Origin of the sequence: Rossellomorea sp. FM04394 (assembly GCF_041889765.1) — a bacterium.
GTDB classification, from domain to species: Bacteria; Bacillota; Bacilli; order Bacillales; family Bacillaceae_B; genus Rossellomorea; species Rossellomorea aquimaris_B.
The window spans coordinates 3382342-3401188 of sequence record NZ_CP168654.1 but is presented as its reverse complement, the minus strand read 5'-3'; the positions used below and the strand labels follow the sequence as shown (position 1 = coordinate 3401188).

At 42.1% G+C, this 18847-nt stretch carries 15 protein-coding genes; 10 read left to right on the top strand and 5 right to left on the bottom strand.

Annotated elements, in window-relative coordinates:
• Nucleotides 1–124 precede the first annotated feature (124 nt).
• On the top strand, nucleotides 125–1306 hold the full coding sequence (gene megL / locus ACCB35_RS17145) for a methionine gamma-lyase (protein WP_374054635.1): 1182 nt from the start codon (nucleotides 125–127) through the stop codon (nucleotides 1304–1306).
• A gap of 59 nt (nucleotides 1307–1365) precedes the next feature.
• On the opposite strand, the gene ACCB35_RS17140 is transcribed toward megL, so the two are convergent.
• Complete coding sequence (locus ACCB35_RS17140; RefSeq protein ID WP_374054634.1) at nucleotides 1366–2007, bottom strand: phosphatase PAP2 family protein; 642 nt, start codon at nucleotides 2005–2007, stop codon at nucleotides 1366–1368.
• A 222-nt stretch (nucleotides 2008–2229) separates the two neighbouring features.
• The gene (locus ACCB35_RS17135; protein WP_374054633.1) at nucleotides 2230–2715 is read right to left on the bottom strand and encodes a GAF domain-containing protein; all 486 of its coding nucleotides are present in this window, start codon (nucleotides 2713–2715) and stop codon (nucleotides 2230–2232) included.
• Between the two features lie 284 nt (nucleotides 2716–2999).
• On the opposite strand from ACCB35_RS17135, the gene refZ reads away from it, so the two are divergent.
• Nucleotides 3000–3653: a forespore capture DNA-binding protein RefZ gene (gene refZ, locus ACCB35_RS17130; protein ID WP_044339438.1), complete on the top strand. Its 654-nt coding sequence runs from the start codon at nucleotides 3000–3002 to the stop codon at nucleotides 3651–3653.
• A gap of 54 nt (nucleotides 3654–3707) precedes the next feature.
• On the opposite strand, the gene hisJ is transcribed toward refZ, so the two are convergent.
• A complete protein-coding gene (gene hisJ, locus ACCB35_RS17125) occupies nucleotides 3708–4499 on the bottom strand; it encodes a histidinol-phosphatase HisJ (protein ID WP_374057057.1) in 792 nt (263 codons plus the stop codon).
• Nucleotides 4500–4787: 288 nt separating this feature from the next.
• On the opposite strand from hisJ, the gene ezrA reads away from it, so the two are divergent.
• Complete coding sequence (gene ezrA, locus ACCB35_RS17120) at nucleotides 4788–6482, top strand: septation ring formation regulator EzrA (protein ID WP_374054632.1); 1695 nt, start codon at nucleotides 4788–4790, stop codon at nucleotides 6480–6482.
• A gap of 88 nt (nucleotides 6483–6570) precedes the next feature.
• On the opposite strand, the gene brnQ is transcribed toward ezrA, so the two are convergent.
• On the bottom strand, nucleotides 6571–7911 hold the full coding sequence (gene brnQ / locus ACCB35_RS17115) for a branched-chain amino acid transport system II carrier protein (RefSeq protein ID WP_374054631.1): 1341 nt from the start codon (nucleotides 7909–7911) through the stop codon (nucleotides 6571–6573).
• 340 nt (nucleotides 7912–8251) lie between these two features.
• Here brnQ and ACCB35_RS17110 point away from each other — a divergent pair, with 340 nt between their 5' ends.
• The 6 genes from ACCB35_RS17110 (at nucleotide 8252) to rarD (ending at nucleotide 16633) form a co-directional block, all read left to right on the top strand.
• On the top strand, nucleotides 8252–9403 hold the full coding sequence (locus ACCB35_RS17110; RefSeq protein WP_374054630.1) for a cysteine desulfurase family protein: 1152 nt from the start codon (nucleotides 8252–8254) through the stop codon (nucleotides 9401–9403).
• Entirely contained in the window at nucleotides 9400–10611 is a 1212-nt protein-coding gene (thiI, locus tag ACCB35_RS17105) for a tRNA uracil 4-sulfurtransferase ThiI (protein WP_044339434.1), read from the top strand. Before ACCB35_RS17110 ends, thiI begins: the two co-directional genes overlap by 4 nt.
• A gap of 84 nt (nucleotides 10612–10695) precedes the next feature.
• Nucleotides 10696–10899, top strand: coding sequence for an alpha/beta-type small acid-soluble spore protein (locus ACCB35_RS17100; protein WP_044339433.1), 204 nt, complete (start codon nucleotides 10696–10698; stop codon nucleotides 10897–10899).
• A 907-nt stretch (nucleotides 10900–11806) separates the two neighbouring features.
• A complete protein-coding gene (mbcS, locus tag ACCB35_RS17095; protein WP_374054629.1) occupies nucleotides 11807–13390 on the top strand; it encodes an acyl-CoA synthetase MbcS in 1584 nt (527 codons plus the stop codon).
• A gap of 651 nt (nucleotides 13391–14041) precedes the next feature.
• Nucleotides 14042–15643, top strand: coding sequence for an amidohydrolase (locus ACCB35_RS17090; protein WP_374054628.1), 1602 nt, complete (start codon nucleotides 14042–14044; stop codon nucleotides 15641–15643).
• Nucleotides 15644–15715: 72 nt separating this feature from the next.
• Nucleotides 15716–16633, top strand: a complete 918-nt coding sequence (gene rarD, locus ACCB35_RS17085) for an EamA family transporter RarD (protein WP_374054627.1) — start codon at nucleotides 15716–15718, stop codon at nucleotides 16631–16633.
• Between the two features lie 201 nt (nucleotides 16634–16834).
• Here the strand turns inward: rarD and ACCB35_RS17080 are convergent, their stop codons facing one another.
• Nucleotides 16835–17635, bottom strand: coding sequence for an NAD kinase (locus ACCB35_RS17080; RefSeq protein WP_374054626.1), 801 nt, complete (start codon nucleotides 17633–17635; stop codon nucleotides 16835–16837).
• Between the two features lie 157 nt (nucleotides 17636–17792).
• Here ACCB35_RS17080 and sppA point away from each other — a divergent pair, with 157 nt between their 5' ends.
• A complete protein-coding gene (sppA, locus tag ACCB35_RS17075; protein WP_374054625.1) occupies nucleotides 17793–18803 on the top strand; it encodes a signal peptide peptidase SppA in 1011 nt (336 codons plus the stop codon).
• Nucleotides 18804–18847 lie beyond the last annotated feature (44 nt).

Below are 18847 nucleotides of genomic sequence, written 5' to 3'. Positions count from 1 at the left end.
TTATGGGGGAAATCAGACAATTTTTCTTTATCACTTTAGTGTAACCGCTTTCTTTTTTGACGGGGTTATCATATTCTAGAATAGTAGTTACTTAGACTTAAAGGGATTACTGGGAGGAATACGTATGAAAGAAGAGAAGCGTTTTGAAACAAGGGTGATTCATGAGGGGTATGCATCATCTCAGCATTTTGATAGTTTAGCGCCACCTTTATACCAAACTTCTACCTATACCTTTGCAAATGCGAAACAAGGGGAAAATCGATTTGCTGGTGAAGAGGAAGGCTATATATATTCAAGACTTGGAAATCCGACGGTATCGATTTTGGAAGACAGGATGGCGTCACTGGAAGGGGGAGAGGCAGCCCTTGCCTTTGGTTCCGGTATGGCGGCAGTGAGCGCGGTGCTGTTTTCGTTAACAAAATCAGGGGATCATATCCTATGCTCTCAAGGGGTGTATGGCTGTACGTTCGGTTTACTTGAGCTGCTTCAAGAGAAATTTGCGATTGGGCATGATTTTTCTTCCATGGATTCAGAGGAAGAAATCCGAGGGAAAATCACAGAACAAACGAGCTGTATCTATGTAGAAACCCCGATCAATCCGACGATGCAATTAATTGATCTTGAGCTTGTGGTGAAGGTCGCCCGTGAAAAAGGGATTCCTGTAGTGGTAGATAATACATTCTGCTCTCCTTATTTACAACGACCATTGGAACTGGGATGCGATATTGTCATTCATAGCGCGACAAAGTACATCGGCGGTCACGGAGATGTGGTCGCCGGACTCGTTATTGGATCACAGGAGAAGATGGCTGAAATCCGGATGACGACTCAGAAGGATATTGGAGGAATCATTTCTCCCTTTGATGCATGGTTATTGCTGCGCGGGTTAAAAACATTGGCCGTGCGAATGGATCGTCACTGTGAAAGTGCTGAAAAAATTGCCGATTTATTAGCAGGGCATCCGGCTGTCGAAACGGTTATTTACCCTGGACATGCAAATCACCCTCAGCACGCTGTCATGAAGAAACAAATGAAAAAACCTGGCGGGATGATTTCCTTTACGCTGAAAGGCTCTAAGGAAGAAGCCCAGAAGTTCATGGATGATCTCGAAATGATCAAGATCGCCGTCAGTCTGGGGGATGCAGAAACATTGATCCAGCATCCGGCGACCATGACTCATGCAGTCGTACCCGAAGAGTCAAGAAAAAGCATGGGGATCAGTGACACACTCCTAAGGCTTTCTGTAGGATTGGAAGCGTCGGAGGATATATGGAGTGATTTATCGCAGGCGTTGGATAAGGCATAAAGGAAAACAGGAAGGAACCAGGTTGACTGGTTTCTTCCTGTTTTGTATGGTGATGATTTTTACTCTTTTAAATAGGCTTGATTTGATTTCTTTGTACTTACTCCATAAAGCTCAAAAATAATGCCATAGATGAACACCGTTAAAAAGATCGAGCCAACCATGTCGAGAACATAATGTTGTTTAACAAAAAGGGTTGAGACGATAATCAACGAGCCCATTATCGGCACAAAGACAGAGTGGAACGAGTGTTTATTTTTAATGTTGATATTGGCAAGAATGATTGAAAATGTCGTTAAAACATGGATGCTTGGAAATGCATTATACGGCCGGTCATGACTATAGATCATCCCTACCAATTGGATAAACATTCCGTCTCCCGTAAGTTCCGGACGAGGTACGGTAGTTTGGAAAAAAAAGTAAATGACGAAACAAATCAACTCACCGATGACAATAATGCTCAGTGCTTTCATGAAGATATGGACGTCTTTATACCAAAAGTAAAAAAGGTACCCTAAAATAAACGCGTACCAGAAAATATAGGGCACAATGAAAACAGGCACGAATGGGATCCATTCATCTAGTGTTGTAGAAAGGATGACCGCTTCACGGGTATCCGTATTCAATAGTGTGTATAACAACCCTAATGCCGGCATCACCAGCAAACATAATAAATAGGGTAAGTCTTTTTTCTTATCGCTCATATGACACCCCTCTTACCTGGAATTCCTTCTGGATATTGTATGGAATGGTCCAGTTTAAAGTTCTCATTTCCGTTACTAACTTCCCTATTTGTACGATAGAAAAACGTAAACTTTTTACCATTTACAGTTTTGACAACTTCAAACTTTCATTGTGATCAAAAAAGACCCTGCCGAATATGAAAATGCATATTCGGCAGGGTCTTATCCAATTCTGATCCCGTATTAAAGATGTTTTAAAAGTTCTTCCACAAAAATCTCCAAGTACTTCTGATCCTCTTCGTCAAATCTAGCTTTTTCCGGACTATCAATATCCAGTACCCCGATCAGTTTTCCTTCTTTCACGAGAGGGACGACAATTTCAGATTGAGAGGCTGCATCACATGCGATGTGCCCCGGGAATTGGTGGACATCATCGATCCGAAGCGTTTTTTGTTCACTTGCAGATGTACCGCAAACGCCTCTTCCTAATGGAATCCTTACGCATGCAGGCAGTCCTTGGAATGGTCCTAATACCAATTGATTGCTTTCTTCTTCATATAAATAAAAGCCTACCCAGTTAATGCGGTCCATAAATTGATTTAAAAGGGCAGAAGCATTGCTTAAATTCGCCATTTGATTTGGTTCGCCTTCTAATAAAGCTTTCAGTTGTTTTGTTACAAGACCAAAGCCCTGTTCCTTTGTACCTTGATATTTTTCTACTTTAAACACCAACAACTCCCCCAATTCTACATAATATGCGCTATTTCACGTCTGTTCGTTCCCTTAAGCCCTCAAGGTAACAAATCCTGTCGAGAAATACTTAAAGGAAATCCACATGAAAACACGAATTCTTTGTGTAAACAAACTATAATAGAAACATCTATTGAACCATTTTTAGCATATTTCATCCTAACCTTCAATGATTAAGATTTTTTCATCAAAAGATTTTTAATAGATTGAATCCTCGTCACTGTTTTTTTCATAAGCCTATCATATTTGAAAGAAGGGGAAATATGAAAAAACTAGATACCTCCATACCGACGAAAGAAGCTATTTTTCAAGCAGCCGTGTATTTGTTTTATGATCATGGTTTTGATGGGACCTCAGTCCGGGATATAGCAAAAAGAGCGAATGTAAATCCTGCTACCATCTCCTATTACTTTAAAGGGAAGCAGGGAGTGTTGGAAGCGTGCTTCACTCATTTCTTTGAACAGTATCTGCGCTTTCTTCAGGAAGAAGTGGAAGCCTTGAACTATGTAAGTGCTGATTTATGCTTAAAACGGGCAGTGTACAAAATCTTGAAATTTCAAAGTGAAAATCATCAATTAGCCAGATTTATCTGGAGGGAAGTGTCGATTGATTCGCAGGTTGTGCGTGAAATCATTTCTTCCTATTTAATGAAAGAGCGACATTATATGAAGCGGTTATTTGAACAAGGGATGAAGGATCATGCATTGAAGAAGCAGCCTGTCAGCTTTTTGGTGATTCAGCTTAAGTCCATGCTGACCATGCCGTTCCTCAATAGCCAACAACTAAGGGAAGTATGGCAAATGTTTCCTCAGGAATATTATTTTATCGATCAATACTACAAGAACATCGATCAATGGATTGATTTGCTACTCGTTTCTGAAGCAAAGGAAGTCATGAAGAAAGAGCTTATTATCTAAGCAGGTATAATTCAAAAAGAACTCTTCTCGTCTAGGAGAAGAGTTCTTTGTCTTTCAGAGTTTCATCACTGCCCTGCCTTGTTCAATACCGGCAGCTGTATGGGCATCAGACCCGTAAACGGTTTTGATTCCTAAGGAAAGAGCTTGTCGGATGATATCTGTTGGCGGATAGGACTCACCACAATAGGGTTTAACCAGGCCTGCGCCATTATAATCCATTTCCAGATTTCCCGATTCCATCTCTTTTAATATCATGGAAGTTTTATCTGCAAAAGTATGGGAAGCGGGATAGAGCTGTTGAAATTTCTTTACGAGGGTCATATGACCGATCCGCTTAGGCTTATAGGGTCCCAAGTCAGCTCTGATCGACTTTAATACCGTATCATAATAGCGTTCGTAAATCGCATCGACGGATCCGTAATGCTCAATCATAGATTGGAATACTTCAGGGCTGAAGTCCAGACAATCCCATCTTCCCTCGTGCTGTAAAAAATGGACGGATAGAATGCTATCATCCAATCGAGGCCCGTAAGCATTTAAAAATTCTGCTGTTTCTTTTTCAAATCCAGCAATGTAATCTACCTCTAATCCTGAACGGATCGTGATTCTATCTTTATATTTCTCCTTAAGGATATCCAGAGTTTGAAAATATTCTAAAAGATGTGATGGATCCATTCCGCTATCCTTGTCCGGTGTTGTATCTTCAAAGCCCTGGGGAAGTGGCGCATGCTCCGTAAATGTTATAGCAGAATAGTTTAAGGAGATCGCTCTTTCAATATACATTTCAAATGAATCCTCACTGCCATGAGGACAAAAAGGGGTATGGATATGTCCGTCCACTTTCACCAAAAGTCTTCACTTCCTTGTTTTTTAGTATGAAAAAGCACTGTGAAATCAAATTGCCGCCTTCACTTTCGCATATGCAATGAAAAGTAATATCAAAAATACATATAAAAAAGTCAATTTCCCCTTGATATTACTGAAAATGACTTTTTATCACTGAAAAATTAGAAATTAATAGTCAAAAATTGTCGTTAACATGGTATCATTATAGCAATGAGAATTTATTAATGAAACAATGAAACATTCAAATTGATATAGATGTCTACTGAATAGTTGAACAGGGGGCTTAAGATGCAATACGTCATCGGTGGAATAATACTTATCTTAATCATATTCCTTATTGGTTTTATCTCTAGAAAAAAATATTATGCTGAAATCGATCGTTATGAAGCTTGGAAAATCGAAATTATGAACAAGCCGGTTTCAGATGAACTCTCCAAAGTGAAACAATTGAATATGACTGGGCAAACAGAGGAATTGTTCGACGGTTGGAGACAGGGATGGGATGAGATTGTTGCTGTGCAGCTTCCTGATGTTGAAGAACTACTATTCGATGCAGAAGAGTACACCGATAAATTTCGTTTTTCGAAAACAAAAGAGACACTATCCTTGATCGACAAGGTTCTTACGGAAACTGAAGAGAAAATTAAGGAAATACTATCAGAATTAAATGAATTAATTGGCAGTGAAGAGAAGAACCGTGAAGAAATCCAATCCCTTCAGGAAGAATATAGAAACAGTAAAAAACAGTTACTTGCGTATCGTCATACATATGGTCAAACAGCTAAGTACATAGAGAATACCTTGGATAAGCTCGCTGAACAAATGAACCGATTCAATGAATTGACAGAGCAGGGGAATTATTTGGATGCGAGAGAAATCGTGCTTAGCCTGGCACAGGAAATGAAAGATGTTTCCTACAAAATGGAGACGATCCCTAAGCTGATCACCGATTGTGAAAATGTTTTACCATCTCAGTTATCGGAGCTTGAAGCTGGTTACGTGGAGATGAAGGACCAAGGATACATGCTTGATCATATTGAAGTTGGAAAAGAGGTCTCATCCCTGAAGGAAACCCTCCTCCATTTCAATAAAAATCTTGAAGAGCTTCATGTAGAAGAAGTAGAAGAAGGTATCCAGGAAATCAAGGTGAAAGTCGAGACCCTATACGACTTGCTGGAAAAAGAAGTTCATGCCAAGCACTTTGTCCAACAGTATAAAGATCAGACGACTGAAGGATTGATCAAGGCCAAGGAAGATAATGAAGACATCCAATCTGAAGTAAGCTTAGTGAAACAAGGCTACCATCTACATGATGCAGACCTTGGAACACCTAGCGAAATCGAAAAGAAAATCATTCACCTTTCAAAGCGCCACGAAATGTTGATGAATAAAGAAGAATCGAATGGCACAGCCTATTCCACTTTAAGTGATGAATTGAAGGAAATCAGAAATGGGCTGGAAGAACTGAATCGGGAGCAAAGTGAGTTTACCATCTACTTACAGAACTTGCGTAAGGATGAACTGGCAACCCGTGAGAAAATTCAGGAGCTGAAGAAGAAGGTGGCTGAAGCCAGCAGAATGATCTCAAAGAGTAATGTTCCAGGCCTGCCTGCAGATTACAAAGATCTTCTTGATGAAGTCCATCTGAAGATTGAGCAAGTGAATGCCAGTTTAACGGAGAAGCCTTTAAACATGAAGTTTGTACAAGAAACATTACTGGGGGCTGAAGACACTGTCGATCATTTCTATACGAAGACGGGAGATTTAATCGATAATGTCCTTCTATCGGAGAAAATCATTCAATACGGAAATCGCTATCGCAGTAAGTATAGTTCAGTCAGAGATGGTCTTCAGTCTGCCGAAGAAGCCTTCCGTGATTATGATTACCGAAAAGCATTAGAGGAAGCCGCAACAACGATTGAAAAAGTAGAGCCGGGTGCTCTTAAGAAAATAGAGAAAATGATGGATCTTGAGGGAAAATGATAATCCTCACAAATTAAAAGGACTGATTTAGAATCTTGATTCTAAATCAGTCCTTTTTCATGTTTACCATCCAACCCCGGGATTGGTCTTAACTGGCTTCAATCGTGCGCTTCGTCTGCCCTGCAAGTGCGGCAATCACGAAGCCGATGATTGCACCGACCATCGCCGGTACTAACCAGCCGATCCCTTGTGTGTAGAAAGGAAGAAATTCAAGTGATTGACTGATGGCTGTCACGTCTACTCCAGCGGTTTTAATGCCATCAATTAAGCTGATTAAACCTGTTGGAATCAGGGCTCCCACGTAGACGAGAGAATAGCCGTTGAATCCATTGTGCATGAATGACAGTAAGATTAATACGATGGCCAATGGATAAATGAAGATGAGTACGGGTAATGATACCGCAATCAGCTGAGTCAACCCAATATTGGCAATAATCATACTAAATGCAGACATGATGATCACTAGCTTCGGATAAGATACAGGAAGAATCTTCGCGAAATATTGTGAACATGCAGAAACGAGTCCGACTGATGTAGTGATGCATGCAAACGTGATCGCCAGTCCCAGGATGACTGTTCCTAAAGAACCGAATAAATGACTCGCTGCCGCTGATAGAATGGCACCACCGTTAGCTTGAGTACCGATGGAATCTGTACTTGTAGCTCCAATGTAACTTAAAGATAAATAAACAAGTGCTAAACCGATGGCAGCGATGACCCCTGCAATGATCGTAATGCGGGTCAGGTTTGCTTTACTCGTCACACCACGGTCTTTAATCGAATTGATCACCACAATCCCAAACACTAAAGCAGCGATAGTATCCATTGTCAGATACCCTTCAATGAATCCTTTGAATAAAGGTCCATCCTGATAAGCGGGGTTCGGTGCCCCGAAATCTCCCATAGGAGTTACGATACTCTTGACCACTAAGATTGTAAGGATCACAATCAGGGAAGGTGTTAAAATCTTTCCGATTCTGTCTACGAGCTTTGAAGGGTTCATCGCAAGCCATGCGGTTAATCCAAAAAAGATGATCGTATAAATGAATAAAGGAGTTCCGTATTTTGCAACATCTCCAGGTAAAAATGGAATCACTCCGATTTCATAAGCAACCGTACCGGTTCTCGGAATCCCGAAAAATGGTCCAATGGCCAAGTACATCACAATCGTAAATACTAGTCCATATAAAGGATGAACTCGATTTGCAAGTGTCTGAAGATCTCCTCCAGATTTGGCGATGGCGATAACGCCCAATAAAGGAAGTCCCACTCCAGTTATGAGAAAGCCGATAATACCTGTCCACACATGTTCTCCGGCTTGCTGCCCTAAAAATGGCGGGAAGATCATATTACCTGCTCCGAGGAAAAGAGCAAAAAGCATTAATCCTATCGTAAAGATTTGGCTAAATGATAGCGCTTTCTCTTTCATATATACCCCTCCGTTTGTAATCGTTAACATAAGCAAAAAATATCTTATCATAAGATTGTAGAAAAATGTCGAAAAACTAAATAATCTTACAATTTAGTATATTTAAATAACTTTTGTGGTTATTTCCTTTATGATTCTCGCAAAAATTCTGTCATTTTTCAATGATTATTTTTGGAAATTGCAAAAAATTATCGAAATAGCATAGTGAATTAGTATTACTACAATAATATCTTCCCCGGCATCATGAATATCATTTGGGTTCGGGATGATTTATGGTAAGATTAGTGATTGAATATATCTGCTAGCTTCGCAGGTCACCACAGTAAAAGAGGGTGGAATCTTGATTTACTTAGATAATAGCGCTACAACCAAGCCATATAAGGAAGTACTGAATACATTTATTAAAGTGAACGAAAGTTATTATGCCAATCCTTCATCCATCCATTCTTTTGGAGGGCAAATAGAGAAATTAATACAGCAGTCCAGGGAACAAGTGGCTTCTTTATTAGAGATAAAAAAGAAAGAAGTGTATTTCACTTCCGGCGGAACAGAATCAAATAATCTGGCGATAAAAGGGACGGCTTTGCAATACGGTCACAGAGGGAAACATATCATTACGACCAAAATAGAACATCCTTCCGTCCAGAATGCCGTAAAGCAATTAGAGGGGCTCGGGTATTCTGTGACGTATCTTGATGTTAATGATCAAGGCAGAATCCGGCCTGAAAAAGTAAAAGAAGCGATTCAGGATGACACCATTCTTGTATCTGTCATGCAAGTGAACAACGAAATCGGAAGTGTCCAGCCAATCCGGGAAATAGGGATGATGCTGAAGGACTATCCAAAGATCCTTTTTCATGTCGATGCCGTTCAGGCGTGCGGAAAGGTCCCTCTTATTTTAAATGAGAAGCTCATTGATTTATGCAGCATTTCCTCTCATAAAATTCATGGGATCAAAGGAACAGGAATGCTATTCGTGAGGGACGGACTTGAGCTTTCGCCTATCATATCCGGCGGGGAGCAGGAAGGTAATCTCAGAAGCGGTACGGAAAATACAGGGGGAATCGTATCATTTGCAAAAGCATTAAGAATGCACCTGGCGGAAAGTATACAGAAGCTTCCTTTAATGGAAGAAAACCAAAGGTATTTAAGGAGAGAATTGGAAAGGATGGAAGGTGTGACCGTTCATACACCACTCTCACATCATGCCCCTCACATCCTTAACTTTTCTATACAGGATTTCAAAGGTGAAGTGGTCGTTCATGCATTAGATCGGCATGAGGTGTATGTGTCGACAACAAGTGCCTGTTCCTCCAAGCAAAGTAAGCCAAGTCAAACGCTTCTATCCATGGGTGTATCAGAGAATCTGGCGAACAGCTCGATCCGAATCAGCTTATCTTTTCACAATACAATCGAAGAATGCCGGCAATTCATACAGTTATTAACAAAGGAAATAGCTCTATTACAAAAGACAATGAGGAGATCACGATGAATTATAATCGCATACTAGTAAGATACGGTGAGATTTCAACCAAAGGTAGGAACAGAAAGCAATTTACTGCTAAGTTACGGGAAAACATCTTGGAAGCATTGAAGGATTTTCCGACGATCTCGGTTTCAGCAAGCCGCGACCGACTGCATATTCAGTTAGGTGACGAGAACGGAGAGGAGATTATCCCAAGATTGGAAAAGATATTCGGGATCCAATCATTCAGCCCGGTTGTAAAGGTAGCCCAGGATATTGAGGAAATAAGCAAAGCAGGATTAGCGCTCGTTCAGAAGAATTTCGAGCCTGGAAAAACGTTTAAGGTATCTGCCCGCAGAGCGGATAAAAAGTTTTCCATGGACACCAATGAATTGAATTACGAAGTGGGATCCTACATCCTCCGCAATATGGACGGTTTAAAGGTCGATGTGAAAAATCCCGATATTAAATTAAACGTAGAAGTGAGAAAAGAAGGTGTCTATCTCTCCTCTGAAATCTATCAAGGCTCAACCGGGATGCCTGTAGGGGCAAGCGGGAAAGCGATGCTGATGCTCTCAGGAGGGATCGATAGTCCGGTTGCAGGTTATTTAACGATGAAAAGAGGCGTCGAGGTGGAGGCCGTTCATTTCCATAGCCCGCCATTTACAAGTGAAAGGGCCAAGCAAAAAGTAGTCGATCTCTCGAAGAAGCTGTCTGCATTCAGCGGGAAGGTGAAGTTGCATATCGTGCCGTTCACGAAAATTCAGCAAACGATTCATGATCAGGTTCCTGAAAATTACACCATGACTTCAACGCGACGGATGATGCTCCGGATTGCAGACCAGATTCGCCATAAGAACGAAGGATTGGCACTTGTGACCGGGGAAAGCCTCGGACAAGTGGCGAGTCAGACTTTAGAGAGCATGCAAGCCATCAATGATGTCACCAACACACCGGTGTTGCGACCACTCATCGCTATGGACAAGTTAGAAATCATTGATATCGCTCAAAAAATCGATACACATGACATTTCAATTCTTCCTTACGAGGATTGCTGTACGATTTTCACTCCTCCAGCACCTAAAACAAGACCTAAAAAAGAAAAAGTGGAGTATTATGAAAGCTTCGTTGATTTCGACACCCTGATTAAAGACGCAGTGGACGAAACAGAAACCATCACCATCGATGGATCGACAGGTTTGAATACAGAAAAAGCATTTGACGAACTACTCTAAAATTTAGGATTATTTACCAACTATTTTCTTTGCATGAAGCCATGTGTTTTCGCACAATCTATATTCACAAGGAGGTGAAAACACATGGCAAACAGAAGTTCAAATCAATTAGTAGCTCCAGGAGCTCAACAAGCAATCGACCAAATGAAATACGAAATCGCTTCAGAATTCGGAGTTCAACTTGGTCCAGATGCAACAGCACGCGCTAACGGTTCTGTAGGTGGTGAAATCACTAAACGTTTAGTTCAAATGGCTGAACAACAAATCGGTGGCGGATACGCAAAATAATTAAATACAATGGCTACAAGGAGCGAGATTCTCTCGCTCCTTTTTATTTTTTCTTTTTGGCTCTGTTAAAGTCTAATGTTGTTTTTTACTATGATGAAAGAGGATGGGATAAAACTAAAAAACCACGATGTAAAGATGAACAATAGAAGTGTATTCTCAATACCGCTAATGATTTCCGTGCAAGACTACGCTTTCCGCGGGTAGCCCGTGAGCCTCCTCGGCAAGCCTGCGGGGTCTCACATAAGCTACTTTTCCCGCAGGAGTCTTCGTCTTGCACTCCAATCAACCGCTGGAAATAGCTAAAATCAAATGTACCGAAATTAAATAATAAACACGAACAAATCTGTTAAAAATCAATAAATTTATGATGGATATTCTCCAGCACTTGGAACCAAGCAAGATAATTATCGAGATATTTCGTTGCTACATAGAAGCACAGAGTGGATTGTAGCGGAAGGCACTTGACTCTTGGGGGAGATAGAGGAAAGGTCGAGACCACAAAGTCAGCGGAGGCTCGACTTCCTCCCCGGGGAATTTTGTGCCTGGAGCGAAAAAGAACGGTCTAAGGTTTCGCCCTACAACTCATACAAAAGATACATTAAGTTTTAAAAGCCGGTGAACGAGACCCCGGAGGCGCATCTCCAGCCCCGCGAAAAACGAAGAGCCTGTTGCGGAAATCAACAATTACATTCTTCTTTAAGAGAGCTAAAAACTTTAAGAAAAGGGCCTTTTTCTTTCAAGATGATGTTTTTTTTGATTGGATGTTGAAAATCATACCCTGATTTATGAGTCGTTTGTCGAAAATCCTCACAATTTGACTATAAACGAAATATAAACAAACAATTTAAAAAATTTAAATTTTTTTGTATAATGAAGAAGTAGTATCGACAAACAAGGGGGAGTCAGAATGAAGAGGGAAGAATTGATCGCACCGGAAAAGTACAATTTGGTAGAGGAAGTAGAGAAGTTTGCAAGTGATCAGGAAAAGCTTGCGATCAAGTGGGAAAACGAAGAAGGAACAAAGGAAGAAATTACATACTCACAATTATTAAAAAATGTAAATAAAATTGGAAACGTTTTCTCCGGTTCGAACCTTGAAAAGGGGGATGTCATCCTGGTCATGGTTCCACGCTTAATTGAAGCGTACGCCGTGTATCTTGCAGCCCTTAAGTCCGGCCTTGTTGTGATTCCAAGCTCGGAAATGCTGCGGACAAAAGATCTGGAATATCGTATCGATCACGGGGATGTAAAAGGAATCGTGGCGTATTCTCCATTTGTTGAGCAGTTTGAAAACGTAAGGGGAATGGAGGACCTTAAGAAGTTCGTAGTGGGAGAAAAGCAGGACGGCTGGATTGCAATCGAAGAAGAAATGAAGACAGCGTCTGAAGAATTATCATTCGCTGACACAAAGCGTGACGATATGGCGTTCCTTTCCTATACGTCAGGTACGACAGGAAATCCTAAAGGAGTAGTACACACTCATGGCTGGGCATATGCTCACTTAAAGACAGCTGCCCGTGAATGGCTATGCATCGAAGAAGGAGATACGGTCTGGGCAACGGCAGGTCCGGGTTGGCAAAAGTGGATTTGGAGTCCGTTCCTATCTGTACTGGGGTCTGGAGCTACAGGACTCGTTTATCAAGGGAAATTCGACCCCAATAAATATCTCCAAATGCTTCAGGACAATCGGGTAAATGTTCTGTGCTGCACACCGACAGAATATCGCTTGATGGCAAAAGTGGATAATCTCGGATCTTATAAACTGGATCAATTACATAGTGCGGTATCGGCAGGGGAACCATTAAACAGGGAAGTCATCGATGCCTTCAAGAGACACTTCAATATTGAAGTCCGTGATGGCTATGGCCAAACAGAAAATACGCTCCTCGTCGGCATCATGAAAGGCATGGAGCTGAAACCGGGCTCCATGGGAAAACCGACTCCCGGGAACAGGGTCGAAATCATCAACGAAGAAGGGTACCCATGTGAAGTCGGTGAAGTGGGAGACATCGCGGTTCATGTAGAAACACCTGCACTGTTCAAAAATTATTATAAAGATCCTGAAAGGACTGCGATGCAATTCAGAGGAGATTACTACATTACGGGTGATAAAGCGAAAAAGGATGAAGACGGCTACTTCTGGTTTGAGGGCCGCGGTGACGATATCATCATCAGCTCCGGCTATACCATTGGACCTTTCGAAGTGGAAGATGCACTGGTCAAGCACCCATCCGTCCAGGAATGTGCCGTTGTAGGAAGTCCCGATGAAGTAAGGGGACTGATCGTGAAAGCCTTTGTCGTCCTGCGTGGTGATGTGGATCAACAGGATCCGGAATTGATTCCTGCCCTTCAGCAGCATGTTAAAGACTTAACCGCACCTTACAAATATCCTCGTAAGATTGAATTCGTGAATGAATTGCCGAAAACAACTTCAGGCAAAATCAGAAGAATCGAGCTAAGACAAAAAGAAATGAGTTCAGTTAAAAACTAATCTGGGATAGGGAGCCTATAGGGCTCTCTATTTTTGTGAAGGGCTCTTTCAGTAAAGTTTGTTGCTATTGTAGATAAGAAAGTACTAGTTGATTTCCGCTCCAGGAAGCTCGCTTTCCGCGGGGCTGGCGGTGAGCCTCCTCGGCTGCGCCTCCGGGGTCTCATCTGTCCAGCTATTCCCGCAGGAGTCGAGCATCCTGCAGCGAGAATCAACTTTCTGAGCATGTATCCTTAATCGAAAACAATTAAAACAAGCTTTTTAGCAAACGATCTCATATAAGGTAAGTAGAGACTGATTGTCTTAAGGAAGAAGAATTATTTTACTAGTTATTATGTTTTCTGGTACACCTTGAAGCTCTGTCACGAAAAAACTATTAAAGATGGTGAGGGGAACTGCGCAGACTCCTGCGGAAGTACGTGCGTGCCGAGACCCCGGAAGCGAAGCTGAGGAGGCTCGGCCGAACGTCCGCGGAAAGCGGAGCAGTTCCCCTCACCATCCAGCACACACCAATTGACAGAGCCTTGCAGAACTTATTTTTAAAAAGTTCTTTGTGAAAAGAGCGTTATAAAAAATAGTTCTCCCTTTCAGATTCCTCCTATAATATGGTACATTTGAAAAACAGAATTTTTTTACAAAGAAGGGGTAAACATCATGGGTACTTTATGGAAAAACGGAATCATTTACACAATGGAAAACGAAGGACATCATGTTGAAGCAGTCTACACGGAAAACGGAGTCATCAAAGGGCTCGGTTCATCCTACGAATTGGAAAAGAATGATCAGTTCACGATCGAGTCCGAAGTAGATCTTGGGCAGAAAGTGATGTTCCCGGGGTTTGTAGATAGTCACATGCATCTGATCGGTCACGGCGAAACGTTAATGAGGCTGGATCTTTCCAGTATGAATAGCAAGCAGGAAGTGTTAGAGGCAATCAAAGAAAAGGCACAGGACCTGGAGAAAGGTCAATGGGTCATCGGTGAAGGCTGGAACGAAAACCTCTGGAGTGATGCGGAGGTTTTAACAAAGCAGGAAATTGATGAAGTCGTACCGGAACATCCTGTTCTATTAAAACGCATTTGCCGTCATGCCATGGTGGTGAATACACTCGCCTTAAAAAATGCCGGTATTGATGAAGGGACTCCAAATCCTGGCGGAGGGTTAATTGAGAAGGACGCAAGTGGTGCCCTAAACGGCCTCTTAAAGGATAAGGCCCAGGATCTGATGATCGATGCATTACCCCCGATCTCATCCGAGTATCTGGTAGAGGCCCTGACAAAGGGGATCGAAAGCTGCTGGGAGAATGGACTGGTCGGTGGTCATACAGAGGATTTAAGCTATTATGGAAACTTTAAGAAAACGTATGATGCATTTGTCAAAACCATTACCGAAGGCAAGAAAAAATTCAGGTCTCACCTGCTGGTCCATCATGAAGTGATTGAGGATTGGAAGGAAGATGGACATCACTTCCAGAGTGGCGATCAATTCATTGAATTCGGTGCCATGAAGATCTTTGCTGATGGCGCTTTAGGCGGAAGGACAGCCCTGTTAAGCTATCCATACGCCGATGATCCAAGTACGACCGGTGTCAGCATCCATACAAACGAAAGGCTTCTTGAACTTGTGAAAAAGGCAAGAAAGTATGATCTTCCCATTGCCGTCCATACCATCGGGGATCAGGCTTTTGAAAATGTAGTGGATGCCATCATCGAAGAGCCATCTCACTTTGAAAGACGGGATCGACTCATCCATGCACAAATCCTGCGGAAAGAACTGATCGAGAAAATAAAGGATCTTCCGTTGATCCTTGATATTCAACCAAGATTTGTTGCGTCAGATTTTCCTTGGGTAGTCGAGAGACTTGGCGAGGAAAACATGCAGTATAACTATGCGTGGAAAACCCTGCTTGAAGAAGGCATTCCATGTGCCGGTGGATCTGATGCGCCGATCGAACCGATTAATCCGCTATTGGGGATCCATGCGGCGGTTACGAGAACGAATCCATTGGATCCTGATAAAACTGAGTATCGCCCGGAAGAAAAACTGACAATGTATGAAGCCATATCCCTTTTTACAAAAGGAAGTGCCTATGCCTGTCATCATGAACATGACAGAGGCGTGATACGCGAAGGTTTTACAGCGGACTTTACCGTTTTAGACATTGATCCCTTCAAAGAGGATGCCGATCTCTTGTTAGACAAAGTGGTAGATATGACGATTGTGGACGAGTCTATCGTTTATAAAAAAAATAAATAATCATTGCCCCCAAAACTTTTCATGGATATAATGGAGATATTTCGGAAATAGAAATAGTTTTGGGGTGTTTTTATGAAGCAGAACGACCAAGCTGGAATCATCTACACAGCTTTTTCATATTTTTTATGGGGAATCCTCCCGATCTATTGGAAATGGTTAAGTCATGTTTCCGCCTATGAAATTCTCGCTAACCGCATTTTTTGGTCCTTTTGGTTTATGCTCTTTTTTTTATTCGTCAGTAAACGCTGGCAGGACTTTCAGGCATATATAAAAACATCGCTTACGAAAAAGAAGCAGCTGTTTGCGCTACTACTGGCTTCTTTATTGATCAGCATGAACTGGTTCATTTATATCTGGGCCGTGAATACAAATCAAATGGTGGAAGCGAGCCTGGGTTATTATATCAACCCCTTGGTAAGCGTATTGTTAGGGGTATTCATCCTGAAGGAAAGCTTGTCAAAGGCTCAAATCGTCTCCTTTGGATTGGCCGCGGTCGGGGTTCTGATCCTAACGATATCCTACGGTGACTTCCCATGGATCGCCATAGGTCTTGCATTCTCTTTCGGATTATACGGATTAGCCAAAAAGCTCATTCAGGTCGAATCATCCATCGGCCTGACCCTGGAAACCATGACCATCGCTCCAGTGTCCTTACTTTACCTAGGCTATATGTACAATGAAGGTTCCATGTCTCTATTCCATGTATCGTTAGGGACGGACCTCTTATTAATGGGTGCCGGGGCGGTAACCGCCATCCCTTTATTATTCTTTTCAAAGGGTGCTCAGCAAATCCCGCTTTACATGGTCGGGTTCCTGCAATACATTGCACCGACCCTCACATTGATACTTGGCATATGGGTCTATAACGAAACATTCTCATTCACCCATCTCATTTCGTTTATGTTCATATGGCTCGCCTTAACCATCTTCACAGCTTCAAGAGTGCAGTACGCCCGAAAGCGAAGAAGGGAAGCGAGATTGTCTGCGTGATGAAATGCGAAACGCTCCAGCATGTGCTGGAGCGTTTTTTATAGGGACGGACCTTGGTTTTGTTCACTGGTAATAGAGGGACGGAACTTGCACTTGTTCACAATTTGGCACAACAACCGATCAAAGTGGCACAAGTTGGCCTGGTTTTGGCACAACAGACAGGAAAATGGGGTTCTGATACCCATTCAGAACCCCATTTTTTTATAAGAACGAACGCTTCACTTTTTCCCAGAACGAATTATCTTTTAATTTTACCGTTTTAATGATTTTATCGCTTAATTTCGCTTCGACTTTTTCCACGTGTTGAATACTGAGAGCCTCATTGTCCATCCCCATTGCAGGGTAGTCATTACCGTCCTGGACAATCTTAAGGACCAAACGGCGCTTATCACTGAGAATGAAGGAAGACCCGAGGGTACGATAGCGATTATTATTCAGGGACGCCATCTCGCTCACTTGAATACAAGGCAGCATGGGATCCACCACTGCTCCGCTGACGGATTTATTGTAAGCCGTACTTCCTGTCGGCGTTGCAATGATCATGCCATCTCCCCGGAACGTTTCGAAATGGTTTTCATCGATGAATACGTCCATGACAAAGGTTTTGATGATGCCGGAGCGGATGCTGAATTCATTCAGACAATAGAAGGAAGTTTGGTTATCAACGGTTACTTCTATGGTCGGATATTTGCGAACTTCGATTTGCTCGGTTGTCATCGCTTCAATCATTTTGGACGTATCGTCAATATGGAAATCACAATACATACTCAGGGTGCCACCTGTTGAAACGCCTGCATACAAGCAATCCTGTCTGAATCCCGTTTGGCGGACGGCTTGAAGGAACGTTCCATCACCTCCGATACTGACGATGATATTCGCTGTCTTTGGAGAATCGACAATGTTGAAATCATAGCGCTTGGCAAGCTCGTATAAACGGTCGAGCTTTGCCTGCATCCCTTCTTCGTGTAGGGCATAGAAATAAATATTTCGACGGTTATTCATCGTATGTACCTCCCTGGAATAAAAAATAAGATAATTTTTCCCATTTCCTTAAAATTTTGCTAGAATCTAACTTAGTGAATATTCTATCATGTTTTCACGTGAGAATGATATTCATATCCTTACATAAGATAGGGTAAACAAGGGAGGAATATACAAAATGAATGCAAAAAGATGGACGGCATTAGGTATTGCTGTTGGGTTATTTTTTGTTTCTGTCGTAGTCAATTTCGCTACATCTGCGGCAACCAGTGATTTTGATAAAGCATTTGAAGATATGTTTGGCGGGATGGAGAATGCTTTCGGTGAAGAAGTGATTGAAGAAGGAAATGCACAGAAACGAATCGCTGTTTTAGAAGTGGAAGGCGTCATTCAGGATACGGGCGGGGCTACATCCGTATTCGAAAGCCCTGGATACAATCATGAACTCTTTATGAAAAAGCTGGATGCGGTTCAAGAAGATAAATCGGTTAAAGGGATTATCTTGAAAGTGAATTCCCCAGGTGGAGGCGTAGTGGAGAGTGCTCAGATCCATTCGAAGCTTGTTGAAATCATGGAAAAAACGAAGAAGCCGATTTATGTATCAATGGGGGGGACTGCAGCTTCCGGAGGTTACTACATATCTGCACCGGCTACGAAGATATTCGCCAGCAAAGAAACACTGACGGGTTCACTCGGTGTCATCATGCAAAGCATCAACTACTCTGAATTAGCAGAAAAATATGGGGTCGATTTCGTGACCATCAAGAGCGGACCATATAAAGATATCATGAGTCCGACCCGTGAAATGACGGATGAAGAGAGAAAGATCCTTCAATCCATGATCGACAATTCCTATGAAGGTTTCGTGGATGTCATTGCGAGTGGCCGCGATATGTCCGAAGCAGAGGTCAAGAAAATTGCAGATGGAAGAGTATACGACGGAATCCAGGCCAAAGAAGCCAATCTGATTGACGAATTCGGCTATGTAGAAGATACCATCGAAGCCATGAAAAAAGACCATAAGTTAAAAGGTGCTCAAGTATTTGAATACACTGCAGGCGATCCTTTCTCTGAATTCTTCAGTATGGGTGCTAAGAAAATGATCGGGCAGGACATGGAAGCTGTGGCATTGATGAAGCTGCTATCCAAACCAAATTCTCCACGATTAATGTATCTATACTCTGAATAAGGAAGGTGAATGACGTGAGTGACACACAAGATCGTTCTGTACTA

Bases quoted from the DNA above. Each gene is read 5' to 3' on its own strand.
- megL (WP_374054635.1), top strand. From the start codon at position 125: ATGAAAGAAGAGAAGCGTTTTGAAACAAGGGTGATTCATGAGGGGTAT.
- ACCB35_RS17140 (WP_374054634.1), bottom strand. From the start codon at position 2,007: ATGAGCGATAAGAAAAAAGACTTACCCTATTTATTATGTTTGCTGGTG.
- refZ (WP_044339438.1), top strand. From the start codon at position 3,000: ATGAAAAAACTAGATACCTCCATACCGACGAAAGAAGCTATTTTTCAA.
- ezrA (WP_374054632.1), top strand. From the start codon at position 4,788: ATGCAATACGTCATCGGTGGAATAATACTTATCTTAATCATATTCCTT.
- brnQ (WP_374054631.1), bottom strand. From the start codon at position 7,911: ATGAAAGAGAAAGCGCTATCATTTAGCCAAATCTTTACGATAGGATTA.
- thiI (WP_044339434.1), top strand. From the start codon at position 9,400: ATGAATTATAATCGCATACTAGTAAGATACGGTGAGATTTCAACCAAA.
- ACCB35_RS17100 (WP_044339433.1), top strand. From the start codon at position 10,696: ATGGCAAACAGAAGTTCAAATCAATTAGTAGCTCCAGGAGCTCAACAA.
- mbcS (WP_374054629.1), top strand. From the start codon at position 11,807: ATGAAGAGGGAAGAATTGATCGCACCGGAAAAGTACAATTTGGTAGAG.
- ACCB35_RS17090 (WP_374054628.1), top strand. From the start codon at position 14,042: ATGGGTACTTTATGGAAAAACGGAATCATTTACACAATGGAAAACGAA.
- rarD (WP_374054627.1), top strand. From the start codon at position 15,716: ATGAAGCAGAACGACCAAGCTGGAATCATCTACACAGCTTTTTCATAT.
- ACCB35_RS17080 (WP_374054626.1), bottom strand. From the start codon at position 17,635: ATGAATAACCGTCGAAATATTTATTTCTATGCCCTACACGAAGAAGGG.
- sppA (WP_374054625.1), top strand. From the start codon at position 17,793: ATGAATGCAAAAAGATGGACGGCATTAGGTATTGCTGTTGGGTTATTT.